The sequence below is a fragment of the Streptosporangium sp. NPDC050148 genome (assembly GCF_055586505.1).
Genome location: NZ_JBVJIA010000006.1, coordinates 31,796 through 47,558, shown reverse-complemented (window position 1 = coordinate 47,558; position 15,763 = coordinate 31,796). Strand labels below are relative to the sequence as shown.

Here is a 15,763-nt window from a genome sequence, read left to right as displayed (position 1 = left end):
CCGTCCGGGCCGGGGAGCGGGCGGACCGCCCCGGAGGGGCCTCGCCGCGTGCGCGAGGGCATCAGAAGTAGCCCTCTCGCTTGCGGTCCTCCATGGAGGCCTCGGAGGCGCGGTCGTCGGCGCGGGTGGCGCCGCGCTCGGTGATCCGGGTGACCGCGATCTCGTCGATGATCTCCTCGACCGTCGCGGCGGCGGACTGGACCGCGCCGGTGCAGGTCACGTCGCCGACGGTACGGTAGCGGACCGTCATCTCCACCAGCGGCTCGTCCTCGTCGCGGGTGATGAACTCGCTGTCGGCCAGCAGCATGCCGTCGCGTTCGAAGACCTTGCGGGTGTGGGCGTAGTAGATCGACGGGATCTCGATGCCCTCGCGGCGGATGTAGTCCCAGATGTCGAGCTCGGTCCAGTTGGAGAGCGGGAAGACCCGGATGTGCTCGCCCTTGCGGATCTTCGCGTTGTAGAGGTTCCACAGCTCGGGGCGCTGGTTCTTCGGGTCCCACTGGCCGAAGTCGTCGCGGAAGGAGAACACCCGCTCCTTGGCGCGGGCCTTCTCCTCGTCGCGGCGGGCGCCGCCGAACACCGCGTCGTACTCGTGCTCCTCGATCGCGTCCAGCAGCGTGGTGGTCTGCAGGCGGTTGCGCGAGGCCCTGCGGCCGGTCTCCTCGACGACGCGGCCGGCGTCGATGGAGTCCTGGACGCTGGCGACGACCAGGCGCGCGCCCAGCTCGGCGGCGCGGCGGTCGCGGAACTCGATGACCTCGGTGAAGTTGTGGCCGGTGTCGACGTGCATCAGCGGGAAGGGGATGGGTGCGGGCCAGAACGCCTTCTCCGCGATGCGGAGCATGACGATGGAGTCCTTGCCCCCCGAGAAGAGCAGACAGGGACGCTCGAACTCGGCCGCGACCTCGCGCATGATGTGGATGGCCTCTGCCTCGAGAACGTCGAGCTGCGACGTGGTGTAGTCGCGCTGAAGCATCTGTCTCTCCTAGCGGGGATTAGCGGTGCAGATCCCGGATTCCGGCGAGCAACGTTGGCGCCAGTCCCGGTAGGGATACCAGGATATCCGGCAGCGACGGGTCAGGCTGGTTGTAGACCAGCGGCGAGCCGTCGACACGGCTCGCGTGGACGCCCGAGGCGAGGGCCACGGCGACCGGCGCGGCCGAGTCCCACTCGTACTGGCCCCCGGCGTGCACGTACGCCTCGACCTGCCCGGTGAGCACCGCGGAGATCTTGGCACCGGCCGACCCGATCGGCACCAGGTCGGCACCGGCGAGCCCGGCGAGGGCGCGGACGAACTCCGGGGGCCGGGTGCGGCTGACCGCGATCCGCGGCCTGGCGTCCGGCCGCGGGGCGGGCGGCACCGGGGGTTGGAGCGTCGAGAGCGTGCGGCCCTGGGCGGGCAGCGCCACGGCCCCGGCCGTCAGCGTGCCGCGCTCCCAGAGCGCGACGTGGACCGCCCAGTCCTCGCGGCCCTCCTCGGCGAACTCGCGGGTGCCGTCGAGCGGGTCGACGATCCAGACCCGCTCGGCGCGGAGCCTGCGCGGGTCGAGGCGCTCCTCGCTCGTCGCCTCCTCCGACAGCACGCTGTCGTCCGGGCGCAGCCGGGACAGGGCCTCCATCAGGAACAGGTGGGAGGCGGTGTCGCCCTCCTTGCGCAGCCCCGAGGGGTCGGCGAAGCCGCGCTCGGCGCGCAGCGCGGTCAGCCTCTCGCCCGCCTCGGTCGCCAGCTCGGCGGCGAGTGCGTGATCGTCGCGAACGGTCATCAGTATGCTCCAGCTCCTCGCGCGACAGCCGACCAGGTCTTCCACAGGATCTGCAGGTCCAGCATGAGGGACCAGCTCTCCACGTAACGCAGGTCCAACCGTACCGATTCCTCCCACGACAGGTCCGAGCGGCCGCTCACCTGCCACAGGCCGGTCATCCCCGGCTTGACCAGCAGGCGGCGGCGGACGTCGTCCCCGTACCGGGCGACCTCCTCGGGCAGCGGCGGCCGGGGACCCACCAGGGACATGTCGCCCAGCACGACGTTGATCAGCTGGGGCAGCTCGTCCAGGGAGCGGCGGCGCAGCCGGGCGCCCAGCGGGGTCACCCTGGGGTCGTTCCGGATCTTGAAGAGCATGCCCGGGCCGTCGCTGGACAGGGTGATCTTCCGATGCTCCGCGTCGGCGCGCATCGTCCGGAACTTGTAGATCGTGAACTCGGCGCCGTCGCGTCCCACCCTGCGCTGCCGGAAGAGCACGGGACCGGGCCCCGAGGCGCGCACCGCGACCGCCAGGCCCACCAGGAGCGGCAGCAGCACCGCGAGCAGCAGCCCGGCGCCGAGCCGGTCGAACAGGTTCTTGAGCAGCCGGCGCAGGCCGGACAGCTCGGGGTGGTCCACGTGCAGCAGCGGCAGCCCGGCCGCGGGGCGGATGGTGATCCGCGGCCCGGCCACCTCCATCAGCGCGGGGGCGACGACCAGGTCGGTGTCGCTCTCCTCAAGCCGCCAGGCCAGCCTGCGCAGCGCCGTGCCGTCCATCTCCGGGCAGGCGAGCACGGCCACGGTGTCGGCGCGGACCCGCCCGGCCGCGAGCGCGACGTCGGACAGGTCGCCCAGCACCGGCACGCCCTCCACCTGCCGCGTCCCGCCGGACGGGACGCACACCCCGACGACCTCCAGGCCGTGGTAGCGCTCCCGGCGGAACCGGCGGACCAGCTCGGCGACCGCCACCCGGTGGCCCGCCGCCACGACGCGCCGCATGCAGCCGCCCCGTGCCCGCCTGCGGTGCAGGCAGCGGCGTAGCGCGTACCGTGCCAGCAGGGTGAGCAGCGTGGTCAGCGGCAGCGCCAGCACCACGTACCCGCGGGCCACCTCGGTCTTGGTCAGGTAGGCGCCGACGGCGAGGGCGGCGGTGAGCATGAAGCCGCACTGCAGGATGCGCTGGAACTCCTCCGAGCCCAGGCCGACGAGACGGGCCTCGTAGGCGCGGTTCAGCGCCACCACGCAGACCCAGACCGCGGGCAGGGCCGTGCTCATCACGACGTACGGGAAGACGTAGGCGGTAACCTCGCCGAATCGGAGGATCAGCGCGAGTGCCCCGGCCAGTGCGGCGCAGGCGGTGTCGGCGACGACGGCCATCGCCCGGTGTCCCTGCACCCAGCCCGGCTCGCGCCGGCGCACGGCGGGCACCCCGCCGGCGGCCGGCCCGGGCACCGCACGAATCGCGGTCACGTCGCGCACACGCTCCCCCTGCGTAACCGTTCGCGGACAGACAGTCATGGAATGCTATCGGCGGTTGGAAAGGCCCGAGGGTTGAAGACGGAAACGTACATCTCTGTGGACATAGAGGCCGATGGCCCGATTCCGGGGCCGTACTCGATGATCAGTTTCGGCATGGCGGTGGCCGGGCGGATGACCGGAAGGGTCTTCGAGCCCGTCGACCCGCGGAGCCGCACCTTCTACGCGGAGCTGCGGCCGATCAGCGACGACCACGTCCCCGAGGCGCTCGCCGTGAGCGGGCTGGACCGGGACAGGCTGGTCCGCGAGGGCCGCGACCCGGCCGAGGCGATGCGGGAGGCCGCGGGATGGATCCGCGAGGCGAGCGGGAACGGCTCGCCGGTGCTGGCGGCCTACCCGCTCTCCTACGACTGGATGTGGATGTACTGGTACTTCATGCGCTTCACCGGCGCCTCGCCGTTCGGGCACTCGCGCTGCATCGACCTCAAGACGCTGTACGCGGCCAAGGCGGGCGTGCCGATCGGCTGGGCCATCAAGCGCCAGATGCCCGCCCACCTGCACTCCGGCCGCCCGCACACCCACAACGCCCTGGACGACGCGGTCGAGCAGGCCGAGCTCCTGCAGAACCTGATGGCCTTCACGAGGGAGGACGGGTGACGGTCGGGAAAGGCCCTTCGGGGCCGCCGGTGACCAGCCCCTCCATCGTGCTGCTCACCCTGGCGCACCGGATCGAGTCCGAGCTGGGCGCCGCCCTGGCTCCGCTCGGGCTGACGGTCAGCAGGCTCGGTCTGCTCGGCCACGTCTCCGCGGTCCCCGGGGCGTCGTTCAGCGACCTGGCGCGGATGTCCGGGATCACCGTCCAGAGCGTCCACACCGCGGTGAAGGCGCTGTCCGCCGCCGGGTTCGTCCGCGACACCACCGCCCGCGCCGGGTCCGCCTCGGCGATCGAGCTCACCCCCGAGGGCACGCGCCTGATGCGGGCGGCGATGGGGGCCGTGTCCGAGGTCGACGAGCGGCTGTTCGGCCCGGACGCCGACCCGATCCAGCGGCGGATCGCCGACACCGTACGCGCCGCCTTCGAAGGTCCCTTCCCGCCCTGAGCAGCGCCGCGGGAGCCGGCCGGGCGACGACGGCGTCCCCGGCCTCCGTCACCGTTCCCTCCCGACCTTCAGGCCGACTGAAAGCACTGCTAGGCTTCAGCCTGACTGAAGGTAGAGGAGGAGAGCCCGTGGAAGGTCTGCTGCTGTCGATCCATGTACTGGCCGGCATCGTGTTCGTCGGGGGTTCGGCCGTCGCGGCGAGCCTGTTCCCCCGCTACGCCCCGGTGGCCGCGGGCGTCGTGGTGAACCCGGCCGCCGTGGGCGCGCCCGCGGGCCCGCGGCCGGAGCCCCAGGAGGAGCGCAGCCGGGCCGTGGCCGTCGCGCTGCACCGCATCACCCGCGTGTACGGCGTCTTCGGCGTCGTGGTGCCCGTCGTGGGGATCGCCCTGGCCCTCGTCCAGGGCCGGATGGGCGAGATCTGGGTCAACGTCTCCATGATCCTCACCGCCGGGGCGGGCGGGCTGCTCGCCCTGCAGATCTATCCGCGTCAGCGCGACGCCCTCGCCGACCCCGACGACGGCGGACGGCTGCGGACCCTGAGCATGCTCGCCGGGATCTACAACCTGCTGTGGGCGATCGTCGTGGTCATCATGATCGTCCGCCCGGGCGCCTACCCCTGAGCACTACTCCCGGCCGGTGGCCTCATGGGACCAGGCCGGAGGCACCCCGTGAGTCCGCGCCAGGTGAGTCCGCGCCGGCGACTGGACCGAGGAGGGCGTGGTCGTGAGGAACGAGCGACCACGCCCGACGAGGGAAGGAGCCGGATCCGAGCGGACTCACCGCGACGCGCCAGCGTCGCCATGAGCATGTCTATCGCTAGCGGGGCGGGCCGGAGACGTTCAGGTCGATGCCGTGGAAGGCGTTCTGGGTCGGCTCCAGGCCGGCCTTGATCAGCGACTCCACCATGTCGGCGGCCCGGTCGACCAGGAACCCCAGGTCCTTGCGCTCGGCGGTGGCGAAGTCACGCAGGACGTAGGAGGCGGCGTCCATCCGGCCCGGCGGACGGCCGATGCCGAACCGCACCCGGAGGTAGTCCTTGGTCGCCAGGGACTTGGTGATCGACTTCAGCCCGTTGTGGCCGTTGTCGCCACCGCCCAGCTTGGCCCTCAGCGCTCCGTACGGGACGTCCAGCTCGTCGTGGACCGCGATCACGCGGGCCGGTTCCACCTTGTAGAAGTCGGCCAGGGCCTTGGTCGGCCCTCCGGAGAGGTTCATGAAGGAGAGCGGCTTGGCCAGCACGGCGGGAGCTCCCGCCAGACGGCCCTCCAGCACCTCCGCGCGCGACCTGTGCGCCTTGAACCGCCCGCCGGCCCGCGCGGCGAGCTCGTCGAGCACCATGAACCCCGCGTTGTGCCGGTTCCCGGCGTACTCAGGCCCGGGGTTTCCCAAACCCACGACCAACCAGCGGTCCACGATGTGATCCCTTTCATGCGCGCGTCAGGGCGGCTCGCACGCGAGCCGCCCTGACAGGTCCGGCAGAGAAGGCTACTCGGCGTTCTCGTTGTCGTCGCCCGTGGCGGCCGGGGCGGCCTCGGAGGTGGCGGTGTCGGCGTCGGGCTCGGGCTCGGCGACCGGGGTCGGGGCCACGATCAGGACCAGCGCCTCGGGGTCGGCGGCCAGGGTGGTGCCCTCGGGCAGCTTCAGGTCGGCGGCGGTGATCTGCGTGCCGATCTCCAGGCCCTCGACGTCGACCTCGACGCCCTCGGGGATGTGCGTGGCCTCGGTCTCGACGGAGATGGAGACGAGCTGCTGGTCGAGGATGCCGTCGGCGACCTCGCCCACCACGGTGACCGGGATCTCGACGGTGACCTTCTCGCCACGCCTGACCAGGATGAGGTCCACGTGCTCCAGGAAGCCCTTGATCGGGTCACGCTGGACGCCCTTGGGGAGCGCGAGCTCGGTGACCGCGCCCTCGAGGCGGATCAGCACGTTCGGCGTACGCAGGGCGAGCAGCAGGTCGTGACCGGGCAGCGACAGGTGCTGGGGCTCGGTGCCATGTCCGTACAGGACGACGGGTACCTTGCTCTCGCGGCGGATCTTGCGCGCGGCGCCTTTTCCGAACTTGTCACGGAGCTCGGTGGTGATTACCACTTCGGACACGGCTGATCTCCTAGGGATCTCGGGAGCGGAAAAGGTGCGCTCCCCCTCACCCGCCCTAGCGGAAGGCGTTACGAGCGCACACAATCCCTCAACCATACAGTGTCATGGCGACGCTGCGCGTCGCGGTGAGATGTGCTCATGGCGACGCTGCGCGTCGCGGTGAGACCGCTCTGATCCGGCTCCTTCCCTCGTCGAGGAGGATCGCTCGTTCCTCGCGATCCTCCTCTCCTCGGTCCAGTCGCCGGCGCGGTCTCACTGGGGTCCCTGGGGGGCTTGATCGGGCGGGGGTAACCGACGCAGAGCATGAGGGCGCCCGGGAACAAAGGCTGGGCGCTCCCGGGCGGTGGTGAGGATCGATCGGGTGTGGGGTCAGCTGTCGCCTTCGAAGAGGCTGGTGACGGAGCCGTCGTTGAAGACCTCGGTGATCGCGCGGGCGATGAGGGGGGCTATCGACAGGACCGTGAGCTTGTCGAACCGCTTGTCCTCGGGGAGCGGCACCGTGTTGGTGACGATGACCTCGGAGATCTGCGAGTTCTTCAGCCGGTCGACCGCGGGGTCGGAGAAGACCGCGTGGGTGGCGGCCACGACCACGTTGGTGGCGCCCTGCTCGTAGAGCGCGCCGGCGGCCTTGCAGATCGTGCCCGCGGTGTCGATCATGTCGTCGATCAGCACGCAGGTACGGCCCCGCACCCGGCCGACGACCTCGTTCACCTTCACCTGGTTGGCCACGTCGAGGTCGCGGCGCTTGTGGATGAAGGCCAGCGGGGTGCCGAGGGTGTCGGCCCAGCGCTCCGAGAGCCGCACCCGGCCGGTGTCGGGCGAGACGACCGTGGTGTTCTCCAGGTCCAGCTTGTCCTTGAGGTAGTTCACCAGGACGGGCATGGCGAACAGGTGGTCCACCGGGCCGTCGAAGAAGCCCTGGATCTGGGAGGTGTGCAGGTCGATCGACATCAGCCGGTCGGCGCCCGCGGTCTTGAACATGTCCGCCATGAGCCGGGCGGTGATGGGCTCGCGTCCCTTGCTCTTCTTGTCCTGGCGGGCGTAGCCGTAGAACGGCATGATCACGGTGATCCGCTTGGCGGACGCGCGCTTGAGGGCGTCCACCATGATCAGCTGTTCCATGATCCACTGGTTGATCGGCCAGGTGTGGCTCTGCATGACGAACGCGTCGCAGCCGCGGACGGACTCCTGGTAGCGGGCGTAGATCTCGCCGTTGGCGAAGTCGCGCAGCGTGGTCGGCGTCGCGCCCACCCCCAGGTGACTGGAGATCTCGTCCGCCAGTTCCGGGTGCGAGCGACCGGAGAAGAACATCAGGTTCTTCTCACCGGTCTGCTTGATACCGCTCATGCCGTCCTCCTCGCCTGACGGCACGCCGATGTCCGCGCGATGCCGCCGCCGTACCCACCGGGCCGCTCGCTTCGCTCACTCACTCTGGCTCCCCTGCTGTTTCCCGGTCTCGGCGGCGCCCAGCGCCGCCTTGGCCGATCTGGTGCCCGCGCGCTTGCGCACGACCCACCCTTCGATGTTGCGCTGCCGTCCGCGGGCCACACCGATGGCCCCGGGGGGGACGTCGGCGTCGATCACCGAGCCCGCGGCCGTGTAGGCGCCGTCGCCGATGGTCACCGGCGCGACGAGCATGGTGTCGCACCCGACGAAGGCGTGCTCGCCCACCGTCGTGTGGTGCTTGTCGACCCCGTCGTAGTTGACGAAGATCGCCGAGGCGCCGATGTTGGCTCCGTCGCCGATGGTGGCGTCGCCCACGTAGCTCAGGTGCGGGACCTTGGCGCCCTCGCCCACCCGGGCGTTCTTCATCTCCACGTACGTGCCGGCCTTGGCCTTGCGGGCCAGCACGGTGCCCGGCCGCAGGTAGGCGTACGGCCCGACCAGGGCCTCGGGGCCGATCTCCGCCTCGACGCAGACGGCGTTGCGGACCAGCGCCCCCTCGCCGACGATCGTGTCGGTGAGCGTGGTGGCGGGGCCGACCTCGGCGCCCTCGGCGATCCGGGTACGGCCGTGCAGCTGGGTGCCGGGATGGAGCACCACGTCGGGTTCGAGGACGACGTCCACGTCGACCCAGGTGGTGGCGGGATCGATCACGGTCACCCCGGCCCGCATGTGCGCCTCCAGCAGGCGCGTGTTGAGCACCTTGCGGGCGAAGGCGAGCTGCACGCGGTCGTTGACGCCCTCCACCTCCACGTAGTCGGCCGCGATGTGCGCGCCGACCCGGTGCCCGTCCTCGCGGAGGATGGCGAGGACGTCGGTGAGGTACTCCTCGCCCTGGGCGTTGGAGGCGGAGACCCGCTTGACGGCGTCGGCCAGCAGGGTGCCGTCGAAGGCGTAGACGCCGGAGTTCATCTCCCGGATCGCCCGCTCCCGCGCGTCGGCGTCCTTCTCCTCGACGATCTTCAGGACCGCCCCGGAGGCGTCGCGGACGATCCGGCCGTACCCGTACGGGTCGGGGACCTCGGCGGTCAGCACGGTGACGGCGTTGCCGTCCTCGCCGTGCCGGTCCAGCAGGGCCGCCAGGGTCTCGGTCCGCAGGAGCGGCGTGTCACCGTAGGTCACCAGGACGGTGCCGCCGATGGTGCCCACGGTCTCCAGGACGGTCCGGACCGCGTGGCCGGTGCCCTTCTGCTCGGCCTGGACGACGGTCTGCACGTCGGGGCCGGTGCCGGCCAGGTGTGCCCGGACCCGTTCCCGTTCGTGACCGATGACGACGATGAGCCGTTCGGGTTCGAGCCCCCTGGCGGCGGCGAGCATGTGGTCGACCAGACTGCGGCCGCACAGCTCATGAAGAATTTTCGGTGTTCTCGACTTCATCCGGGTGCCCTCACCGGCGGCGAGGACGATGACGGCTGCCGGGCGCGGCACACTCACGGACGAGGCTCCCTCGGCGTCGCGGCTGAGACATGGCGAAGCGCGATGACGGATGGCCATCCCCGGGGCACGGCGCCGTCACCTGCTCGACAACGTGAGGATACCTCTCCCCCCTGGGACCCACCCAGCCGACCAGGCTGATCAATAAACCAGACAGGAGGGATGGCTCCGGCACCAGGACTCGAACCTGGACAACAAGGACCAAAACCTTGCGGGCTGCCAATTACCCAATGCCGGACCGACCAGGCGATCGGGGACAGGGCCCGCACACCCGGCCCCCCTACGATACAGAGCCTTCCGCGCCGTACGCGCCCCTGTTCGCACGCCCGTCCCCCGGCGATCGGGACCGGCCCGAACGCCCGTCGGCGGACGTGCTGTCGTTTAGCAGGTCGAGGGCGGGTAGGAGACAGGGTGAACCCGACATGGCATCAGGCATGACATCAGGCCGGGGAGCCGTCTTTCATACTTTCGGCGCTCATGCATTCCTAACTTACGATTGCGTAGGTTACGGTGGCGTAGCCACATGAGTTTGTTCTTTCCGAGTCACCGCGAGGTAGCGCATGACCGTCATCGAAGAACGTCCTGCTCCAGGACCCAAATCCGACGTCGACCCCGAGCGGAAGACCCTGCCCGAGATCATCACCTTCGGCGTGGTCGTCGGCGCCCCGCTGGTCGCCCTGCTGGTGGCGATCCCGTTCGCCTGGGGCTGGGGTCTGGGCTGGTCCGACGTCTTGATCGCGGGCGTCTTCTACGTGGTCACCGGGCTGGGCGTCACCGTCGGCCTGCACCGCCACTTCACGCACGGCTCGTTCAAGGCCAAGCGCCCTCTGAAGATCGCGCTGGGCATCGCGGGCAGCCTCGCGATGGAGATGTCGGTGCTCGACTGGGTGGCCACCCACCGCAAGCACCACAAGTTCTCCGACAAGGACGGCGACCCGCACTCGCCGTGGCGCTTCGGCACCGGCTTCGTGGCCGTGTCCAAGGGCCTGCTGTGGGCGCACATGGGCTGGCTGTTCGAGACCGACCGCGCCAACCGCCAGAAGTACGCCCCCGACCTGGTCAAGGACCCGGACATCGTCCGGCTGCACAAGCTCTTCCCGGTGCTGGCGATCACCACGATCGTCGCGCCCGCCCTGCTGGGCGGCCTGCTGACCTGGTCGTGGTGGGGCATGGCGACCGGCTTCTTCTGGGGCACGCTGGTCCGGATCGGCCTGCTGCACCACGTGACCTGGTCGATCAACTCGATCTGCCACGTCTTCGGCGAGGAGGTCTTCGAGTCCCGCGACAAGTCGCGCAACGTGTGGTGGCTGGCCATCCCGTCCTTCGGCGAGTCCTGGCACAACCTTCACCACTCCGACCCCACCTGCGCCCGGCACGGCGCCCTGAAGGGGCAGATCGACCTCAGCGCCGGCGTCATCCGCATGTTCGAGAAGGCCGGCTGGGCCTACGACGTCCGCTGGCCCACTCCCGAGCGCCTCGCCGCCAAGCGCATCGCCACCACCTGACCGGACACGGACCGGGCCCCTGGGACCAGACCGTCCACCGGTCTTCCGAACGCCCCGATCTCTTTTCCCGAGGGACTCCCGTGAGGCCGCGCCGGCGACTGGACCGAGGAGAGGGGAATCGTGAGGAACGAGCGATCCCCCTCGACGAGGGAAGGAGCCGGATCAGAGCGGACTCACAGCGACGCGCAGCGTCGCCGTGAACACAACTCACCGCGACGCGCAGCGTCGCCGTGAACACAACTCACCGCGACGCGCAGCGTCGCCATGAACAGGTCCATTATGAGAACCGTGAGTGAACCCCGTCGGCGCATGTCAGGTAAGGAACGCCGGGAACAGCTGATTCAGATCAGCAGGACCCTCTTCGCGGAGAAGGGGTTCGACGGCACCTCGGTGGAGGAGATCGCGGCGACCGCCAACGTCTCCAAACCGGTGGTCTACGAGCACTTCGGCGGCAAGGAGGGCGTGTACGCGGTCGTCGTCGACCGGGAGATGCAGAAGCTGCTCGGCATGGTGACCGAGGCCCTGTCGGCCTCGCACTCGCTGATCAAGCTGGAACGGGCGGCCCTGGCCCTGCTGGCCTATGTGGAGGAGAACAGCGAGGGGTTCCGCATCCTGGTGCGCGACTCGCACGCCGCCTCCGGGACCGGCACCTTCGCCAGCCTGATCAACGACATCGCCAGCCAGGTCGAGGACGTCATGGTCGACGAGTTCGCCGAGCGGGGGTACGAGCCCACCCTGGCCCCGATGTACGCCCAGATGCTGGTGGGCATGGTGGCGCTGACCGGCCAGTGGTGGCTGGACGTGCGGACCCCTCCGCGCCAGGAGGTCGCCGCGCACCTGGTGAACCTGGCGTGGAACGGCCTGACCGGCCTGGCCGCGGCCCCCCGGCTGACCTCGACCTCGCGCGACCTGGAACAGCGGCCGGTCCCGGCGCCGCAGCGCGCCGGGGAGCCGCCCGCGTCCCAGCCGCGTGCGCGTCCCGCGTCCCAGGTGCCGGCCCGTACGGACAAGGAGCTCCGCGAGCTGGCCAAGGCCCGCGAGCGGGAGTCCAGGGAGCAGGAGAAGGCCCGCGAGCGTGAGCGGCGCGAGGCCGAGAAGGCCGCCCGCGAGCAGGAGAAGGCCCGGCTACGCGACCTGCGCGAGCAGGAGAAGGCCCGTGAACGCGAGCGGCGCGAGGCCGAGAAGGCCGCCCGCGAGCAGGAGAAGATCCGCCTGCGCGACCTGCGCGAGCAGGAGAAGGCGTGGGAGCGTGAGCTCAAGGAGCAGGAGAGGGCGCGCCTGAAGGAGGCCAGGGCGGCCGGGCGCGGCGAGGTCAAGGGGGCCGACGTCTTTTCCCAAGAACGGGCAAAGATCGAGACGAGCGGGTAAGCAACAGCGCCCGTTGAGACGAAATTAACGTTCCGTTCAACCAAAGCGGGCATTCTGGTCATATGTCCGCTGAACCCACCCAACCCACCCCTGACGGGCTCCCCCTGGCGCAGGACCGCTTCCTGAACCGGGAGGAGAGCTGGCTCCAGTTCAACCAGCGCGTTCTGGAGATGGCCGAGGATCCGTCCCTGCCCCTCCTGGAACGGGTGCGGTTCCTGGCCATCTTCGCCAGCAACCTGGACGAGTTCTTCCGGGTACGGGTGGCCGGGCTGAAACGGCGGATGGCCACCGGCCTGCTGCTGCGTACCAAGAGCGGGCTGAAGCCCCGCGAGGAGCTGGCCAGGATCGCGGCGATCGCCAACGATCTCGCCCAGCGGCAGTCGGCCTGCTTCTACGAGCGGATCTGCCCGCAGCTGAGCGCGGTGGGCATCGAGATCGTGCGCTGGGACGACCTGGGCCGCGACGAGCGCACCGAGATGCGCAAGCTGTTCCGGGAGCGGATCAGGCCGGTGCTGACGCCGCTGGCCGTCGACCCCGCCCACCCCTTCCCCTACATCTCGGGCCTGTCGCTGAACCTGGCCGTCACCGTGCGCAACCCGACGACCGGCAACACGGTCTTCGCCCGGGTCAAGGTGCCCAGCCAGCTCCCCCGCTTCGTCACCGCGTCCACGAACCGGTTCGTCCCGCTGGAGGACGTGATCGCCGCCCACCTGGGGCAGCTGTTCAAGGGCATGGAGGTCGTCGAGCACCACGTCTTCCGGGTGACCCGGAACGAGGACCTCGACGTCGACGAGGACGTCACCGAGAACCTCATGCAGGCGCTGGAGCGCGAGCTGCTCAAGCGCCGCTTCGGCCCGCCGGTCCGGCTGGAGGTGGAGGAGACCATCACGCCCGAGGTGCTGGAACTGCTGGTGGACGAGCTGGGCGTGGCCGACCACGAGATCTACCGGCTGCCCGGGCCGCTGGACCTGACCGGGCTGCACGCGATCGCCGACCTGGACCGGGGCGAGCTGAGCTTCCGCCCTTTCGTCCCGGCCGAGGTCGTGCACGTCGAGGACGACATCTTCGCGGTGCTGCGCGAGCGGGACGTGCTGCTGCACCACCCCTACGACTCGTTCTCCACCAGCGTGCAGCGCTTCATCGAGCAGGCCGCCGCAGACCCGGCCGTGCTGGCCATCAAGCAGACGCTCTACCGCACCAGCGGTGACTCGCCGATCGTGGACGCGCTGATCGACGCGGCCGAGGCGGGCAAGCAGGTCGTGGTGGTCGTGGAGATCAAGGCCAGGTTCGACGAGCACGCCAACATCACCTGGGCGCGCAAGCTGGAGCGGGCCGGGTGCCACGTGGTCTACGGCGTCGTGGGGCTGAAGACCCACTGCAAGCTGGCCCTGGTCGTACGGCAGGAGTCCTCGGGCGAGCTGCGCAGCTACTGCCACATCGGCACGGGGAACTACAACCCCAAGACCGCCAGGCTGTACGAGGACCTGGGCCTGCTCACCGCCGACCGGCTGGTCGGCGAGGACGTCACGGACCTGTTCATCCACCTGACCGGCTACTCCAACCACTCCGCCTACCGGCGGCTGCTGGTCGCCCCGCACTCGCTGCGCGGCGGGCTGCTGGCCAGGATCGAGCGGGAGATCTCCCACCACGAGGCCAGCCGCCCGGCCAGCATCAGGATGAAGACGAACTCCCTGGTCGACGAGCCGATCATCGACGCCCTCTACCGGGCCTCGAACGCCGGCGTGCCGGTCGACCTGTGGGTGCGGGGGGTGTGCACGCTCCGGCCGGGCGTCCCGGGCATGTCGGAGAACATCCGGGTCAGGAGCGTGCTGGGCCGCTTCCTGGAACACTCGCGGATCTACGAGTTCGGACACGGGCGCCGCCCGGAGATCTGGATCGGCAGCGGCGACATGATGCGCCGTAACATCGAACGGCGCGTGGAGGCGCTGGTCAAGGTCTCCAGCCAGCAGCAGCGGAACTACCTCAGCGACCTGCTGGACCGGGCCATGGCCGACGAGACCGCCACCTGGTGGCTCAACCCGGACGGGACCTGGACCCGGCACCCCGGTGACGACCTGCAGACCTATCTGATCGGCACGCGCAGGTGGAGGACGATCGATGACTGACGACGGCCGCGAGCCGGACGACCTGATCCGCGCGGCCGGAGCGCTCGTGTGGCGCGGTTCCCCGGACGCCCCCGAGGTCGCCCTCGTCCACCGGCCCGCGTACGACGACTGGTCGTTCCCCAAGGGGAAGCTCAAGCGCGGCGAGCACGCCGTCGCCGGGGCGCTGCGCGAGGTGGCCGAGGAGACCGGCCTGACCGTGGAGCTGGGCCGGTCGCTGCCGCCGACCCGCTACACCCACCGCGGGCGGCCCAAGCGGGTCGAGCACTGGGTGGCCAGGATGGTCGCCGAGGGGCCGTTCACCCCCGGTGACGAGGTCGACGAGGTGGCCTGGCTACCGGTGCGGGAGGCCGAGCGGCGCCTGAGCTACGAGGCGGACGCCGTGCTGCTGCGCGCGTTCGGCACGGTCTCCCCGGCGACCACCCCGCTCGTCCTGGTCCGGCACGCCCTGGCCGGCAGCCGCAAGGAGTGGAAGGGCGACGACGACGAGCGGCCGCTGGACAAGAACGGCCGCAGGCAGGCCGAGACGCTGGCGGGCCTGCTGGGCGCCTTCGGCCCGGCGGAACTGGTCAGCTCCCCCAGCGAGCGGTGCGTGCGGACGCTGCAGCCGTACGCCGAACGGTCCGGCCTGCCGGTGCGGCTGGAACCGGCCCTGTCGGAGAGCCGCTACGACCCCGACGCCTGCCTGCGCCTGGTCACCGAGGCCCTGGCCTCGGACCGGTCCGTGGCGCTGTGCAGCCACGGCAAGGTCCTGCCGGAGCTGATCTCCGGGATCGACGGCCTGGCCGGCGGCGGCACCGGCGACCGGCCCGGCCGGCTGGGCGACGGGAAGCTGCGCAAGGGCGCGTTCATGGTGCTGCACCACACCGGGGGCGTCGTCGTGGCCGCGGACGACTACCCCGTCTGACACGCGCGTCCCCTGGAGCCGTCGGACGCCCCCGGGCCTTCCCGGGGCACCGGCCGCCTCAGAGGACACGGGCCTGCCTCGGGGGCAGGGCGCCCCTGCGGGCACGTGTGCGAGAGGCGGGTTCCGGGCCGCGCGGCCCGGAACCCGCCTCTCGTCCGTCTCGCCGCCCGATGATCCGGCACCGTCACCTGACCCCGAAAACGGATCGCCGAATACTTCGGTAAGACCAGACCGAATCAACGGCAACATTCGTCCGCGCGTTCCGGGCCGGACAGGAGCAGGCGCTTTGGAACGTGCACGGCCATATTCACCGGCGCCGCGAATACCCGTCGTGAGCGGCGGGAACGGCGACACCCCTCCGTCGCGCCCATCCGGACGCCGATGTTTTAGGTCCATACCGGTTGACCGCTTTAACCAATGAATAGGCAGTTTGTGGCACTATGTGGGCATATGTCCTACTTGATTGAATGACCGGCAATCTATACGCTCCCGAAATATCGGAGTCCGGGGACTTTCGATAAAAAGATACTTTCACGTGAAAAAATGCTTCTCACCTGCGGGACCGC

At 70.4% G+C, this 15,763-nt stretch carries 14 protein-coding genes and 1 tRNA gene; 7 read left to right on the top strand and 8 right to left on the bottom strand.

The features are described 5' to 3' along the window. Positions 1-61 precede the first annotated feature (61 nt). Genes cysD through ACZ6RT_RS08075 form a run of 3 tightly spaced genes read right to left on the bottom strand, consistent with a single transcriptional unit; the run spans position 62 to position 3,259 of the window. A complete protein-coding gene (gene cysD / locus ACZ6RT_RS08085) occupies positions 62-976 on the bottom strand; it encodes a sulfate adenylyltransferase subunit CysD (protein ID WP_399188182.1) in 915 nt (304 codons plus the stop codon). A gap of 19 nt (positions 977-995) precedes the next feature. After that, positions 996-1,763: a 3'(2'),5'-bisphosphate nucleotidase CysQ gene (locus tag ACZ6RT_RS08080; RefSeq protein WP_399188184.1), complete on the bottom strand. Its 768-nt coding sequence runs from the start codon at positions 1,761-1,763 to the stop codon at positions 996-998. Next, positions 1,763-3,259 carry a sugar transferase gene (locus ACZ6RT_RS08075; RefSeq protein ID WP_470152629.1) on the bottom strand — a complete coding sequence of 499 codons (1,497 nt, stop codon included), beginning with the start codon at positions 3,257-3,259 and terminating at the stop codon, positions 1,763-1,765. The genes ACZ6RT_RS08080 and ACZ6RT_RS08075 overlap by 1 nt, the downstream gene beginning before the upstream one ends. 99 nt (positions 3,260-3,358) lie before the next feature. On the opposite strand from ACZ6RT_RS08075, the gene ACZ6RT_RS08070 reads away from it, so the two are divergent. The 3 genes from ACZ6RT_RS08070 (at position 3,359) to ACZ6RT_RS08060 (ending at position 4,937) form a co-directional block, all read left to right on the top strand. Further along, positions 3,359-3,874: an exonuclease gene (locus ACZ6RT_RS08070; protein WP_470152628.1), complete on the top strand. Its 516-nt coding sequence runs from the start codon at positions 3,359-3,361 to the stop codon at positions 3,872-3,874. After that, positions 3,871-4,317, top strand: coding sequence for a MarR family winged helix-turn-helix transcriptional regulator (locus ACZ6RT_RS08065; RefSeq protein WP_399188189.1), 447 nt, complete (start codon positions 3,871-3,873; stop codon positions 4,315-4,317). The genes ACZ6RT_RS08070 and ACZ6RT_RS08065 overlap by 4 nt, the downstream gene beginning before the upstream one ends. Before the next feature lie 128 nt (positions 4,318-4,445). Further along, the gene (locus tag ACZ6RT_RS08060) at positions 4,446-4,937 is read left to right on the top strand and encodes a hypothetical protein (protein WP_470152627.1); all 492 of its coding nucleotides are present in this window, start codon (positions 4,446-4,448) and stop codon (positions 4,935-4,937) included. Positions 4,938-5,133: 196 nt separating this feature from the next. Here ACZ6RT_RS08060 and pth read toward each other — a convergent pair whose 3' ends face one another. The 5 genes from pth to ACZ6RT_RS08035 all read right to left on the bottom strand — a co-directional run bounded on the left by pth (position 5,134) and on the right by ACZ6RT_RS08035 (position 9,532). Further along, positions 5,134-5,730 carry an aminoacyl-tRNA hydrolase gene (gene pth / locus ACZ6RT_RS08055; RefSeq protein WP_399188193.1) on the bottom strand — a complete coding sequence of 199 codons (597 nt, stop codon included), beginning with the start codon at positions 5,728-5,730 and terminating at the stop codon, positions 5,134-5,136. A 72-nt stretch (positions 5,731-5,802) separates the two neighbouring features. After that, on the bottom strand, positions 5,803-6,417 hold the full coding sequence (locus ACZ6RT_RS08050; RefSeq protein ID WP_470152626.1) for a 50S ribosomal protein L25/general stress protein Ctc: 615 nt from the start codon (positions 6,415-6,417) through the stop codon (positions 5,803-5,805). 369 nt (positions 6,418-6,786) lie between these two features. Beyond that, a complete protein-coding gene (locus ACZ6RT_RS08045; RefSeq protein WP_399188198.1) occupies positions 6,787-7,764 on the bottom strand; it encodes a ribose-phosphate diphosphokinase in 978 nt (325 codons plus the stop codon). Between the two features lie 75 nt (positions 7,765-7,839). After that, positions 7,840-9,294 carry a bifunctional UDP-N-acetylglucosamine diphosphorylase/glucosamine-1-phosphate N-acetyltransferase GlmU gene (gene glmU / locus ACZ6RT_RS08040; RefSeq protein ID WP_470152625.1) on the bottom strand — a complete coding sequence of 485 codons (1,455 nt, stop codon included), beginning with the start codon at positions 9,292-9,294 and terminating at the stop codon, positions 7,840-7,842. Positions 9,295-9,457: 163 nt separating this feature from the next. Beyond that, positions 9,458-9,532: transfer RNA gene (locus tag ACZ6RT_RS08035), tRNA-Gln, on the bottom strand. Positions 9,533-9,854: 322 nt separating this feature from the next. On the opposite strand from ACZ6RT_RS08035, the gene ACZ6RT_RS08030 reads away from it, so the two are divergent. The 4 genes from ACZ6RT_RS08030 (at position 9,855) to ACZ6RT_RS08015 (ending at position 15,197) form a co-directional block, all read left to right on the top strand. Then, positions 9,855-10,799 carry an acyl-CoA desaturase gene (locus ACZ6RT_RS08030; RefSeq protein ID WP_399188201.1) on the top strand — a complete coding sequence of 315 codons (945 nt, stop codon included), beginning with the start codon at positions 9,855-9,857 and terminating at the stop codon, positions 10,797-10,799. Positions 10,800-11,078: 279 nt separating this feature from the next. Beyond that, the gene (locus ACZ6RT_RS08025) at positions 11,079-12,167 is read left to right on the top strand and encodes a TetR family transcriptional regulator (RefSeq protein WP_470152624.1); all 1,089 of its coding nucleotides are present in this window, start codon (positions 11,079-11,081) and stop codon (positions 12,165-12,167) included. A 62-nt stretch (positions 12,168-12,229) separates the two neighbouring features. Then, positions 12,230-14,293 (top strand): RNA degradosome polyphosphate kinase, encoded by a 2,064-nt coding sequence (locus tag ACZ6RT_RS08020; protein ID WP_470152623.1) that lies wholly within the window; start codon positions 12,230-12,232, stop codon positions 14,291-14,293. Continuing rightward, positions 14,286-15,197, top strand: a complete 912-nt coding sequence (locus tag ACZ6RT_RS08015; RefSeq protein ID WP_470152622.1) for an NUDIX hydrolase — start codon at positions 14,286-14,288, stop codon at positions 15,195-15,197. The genes ACZ6RT_RS08020 and ACZ6RT_RS08015 overlap by 8 nt, the downstream gene beginning before the upstream one ends. The last annotated feature ends 566 nt before the right edge of the window (positions 15,198-15,763 follow it).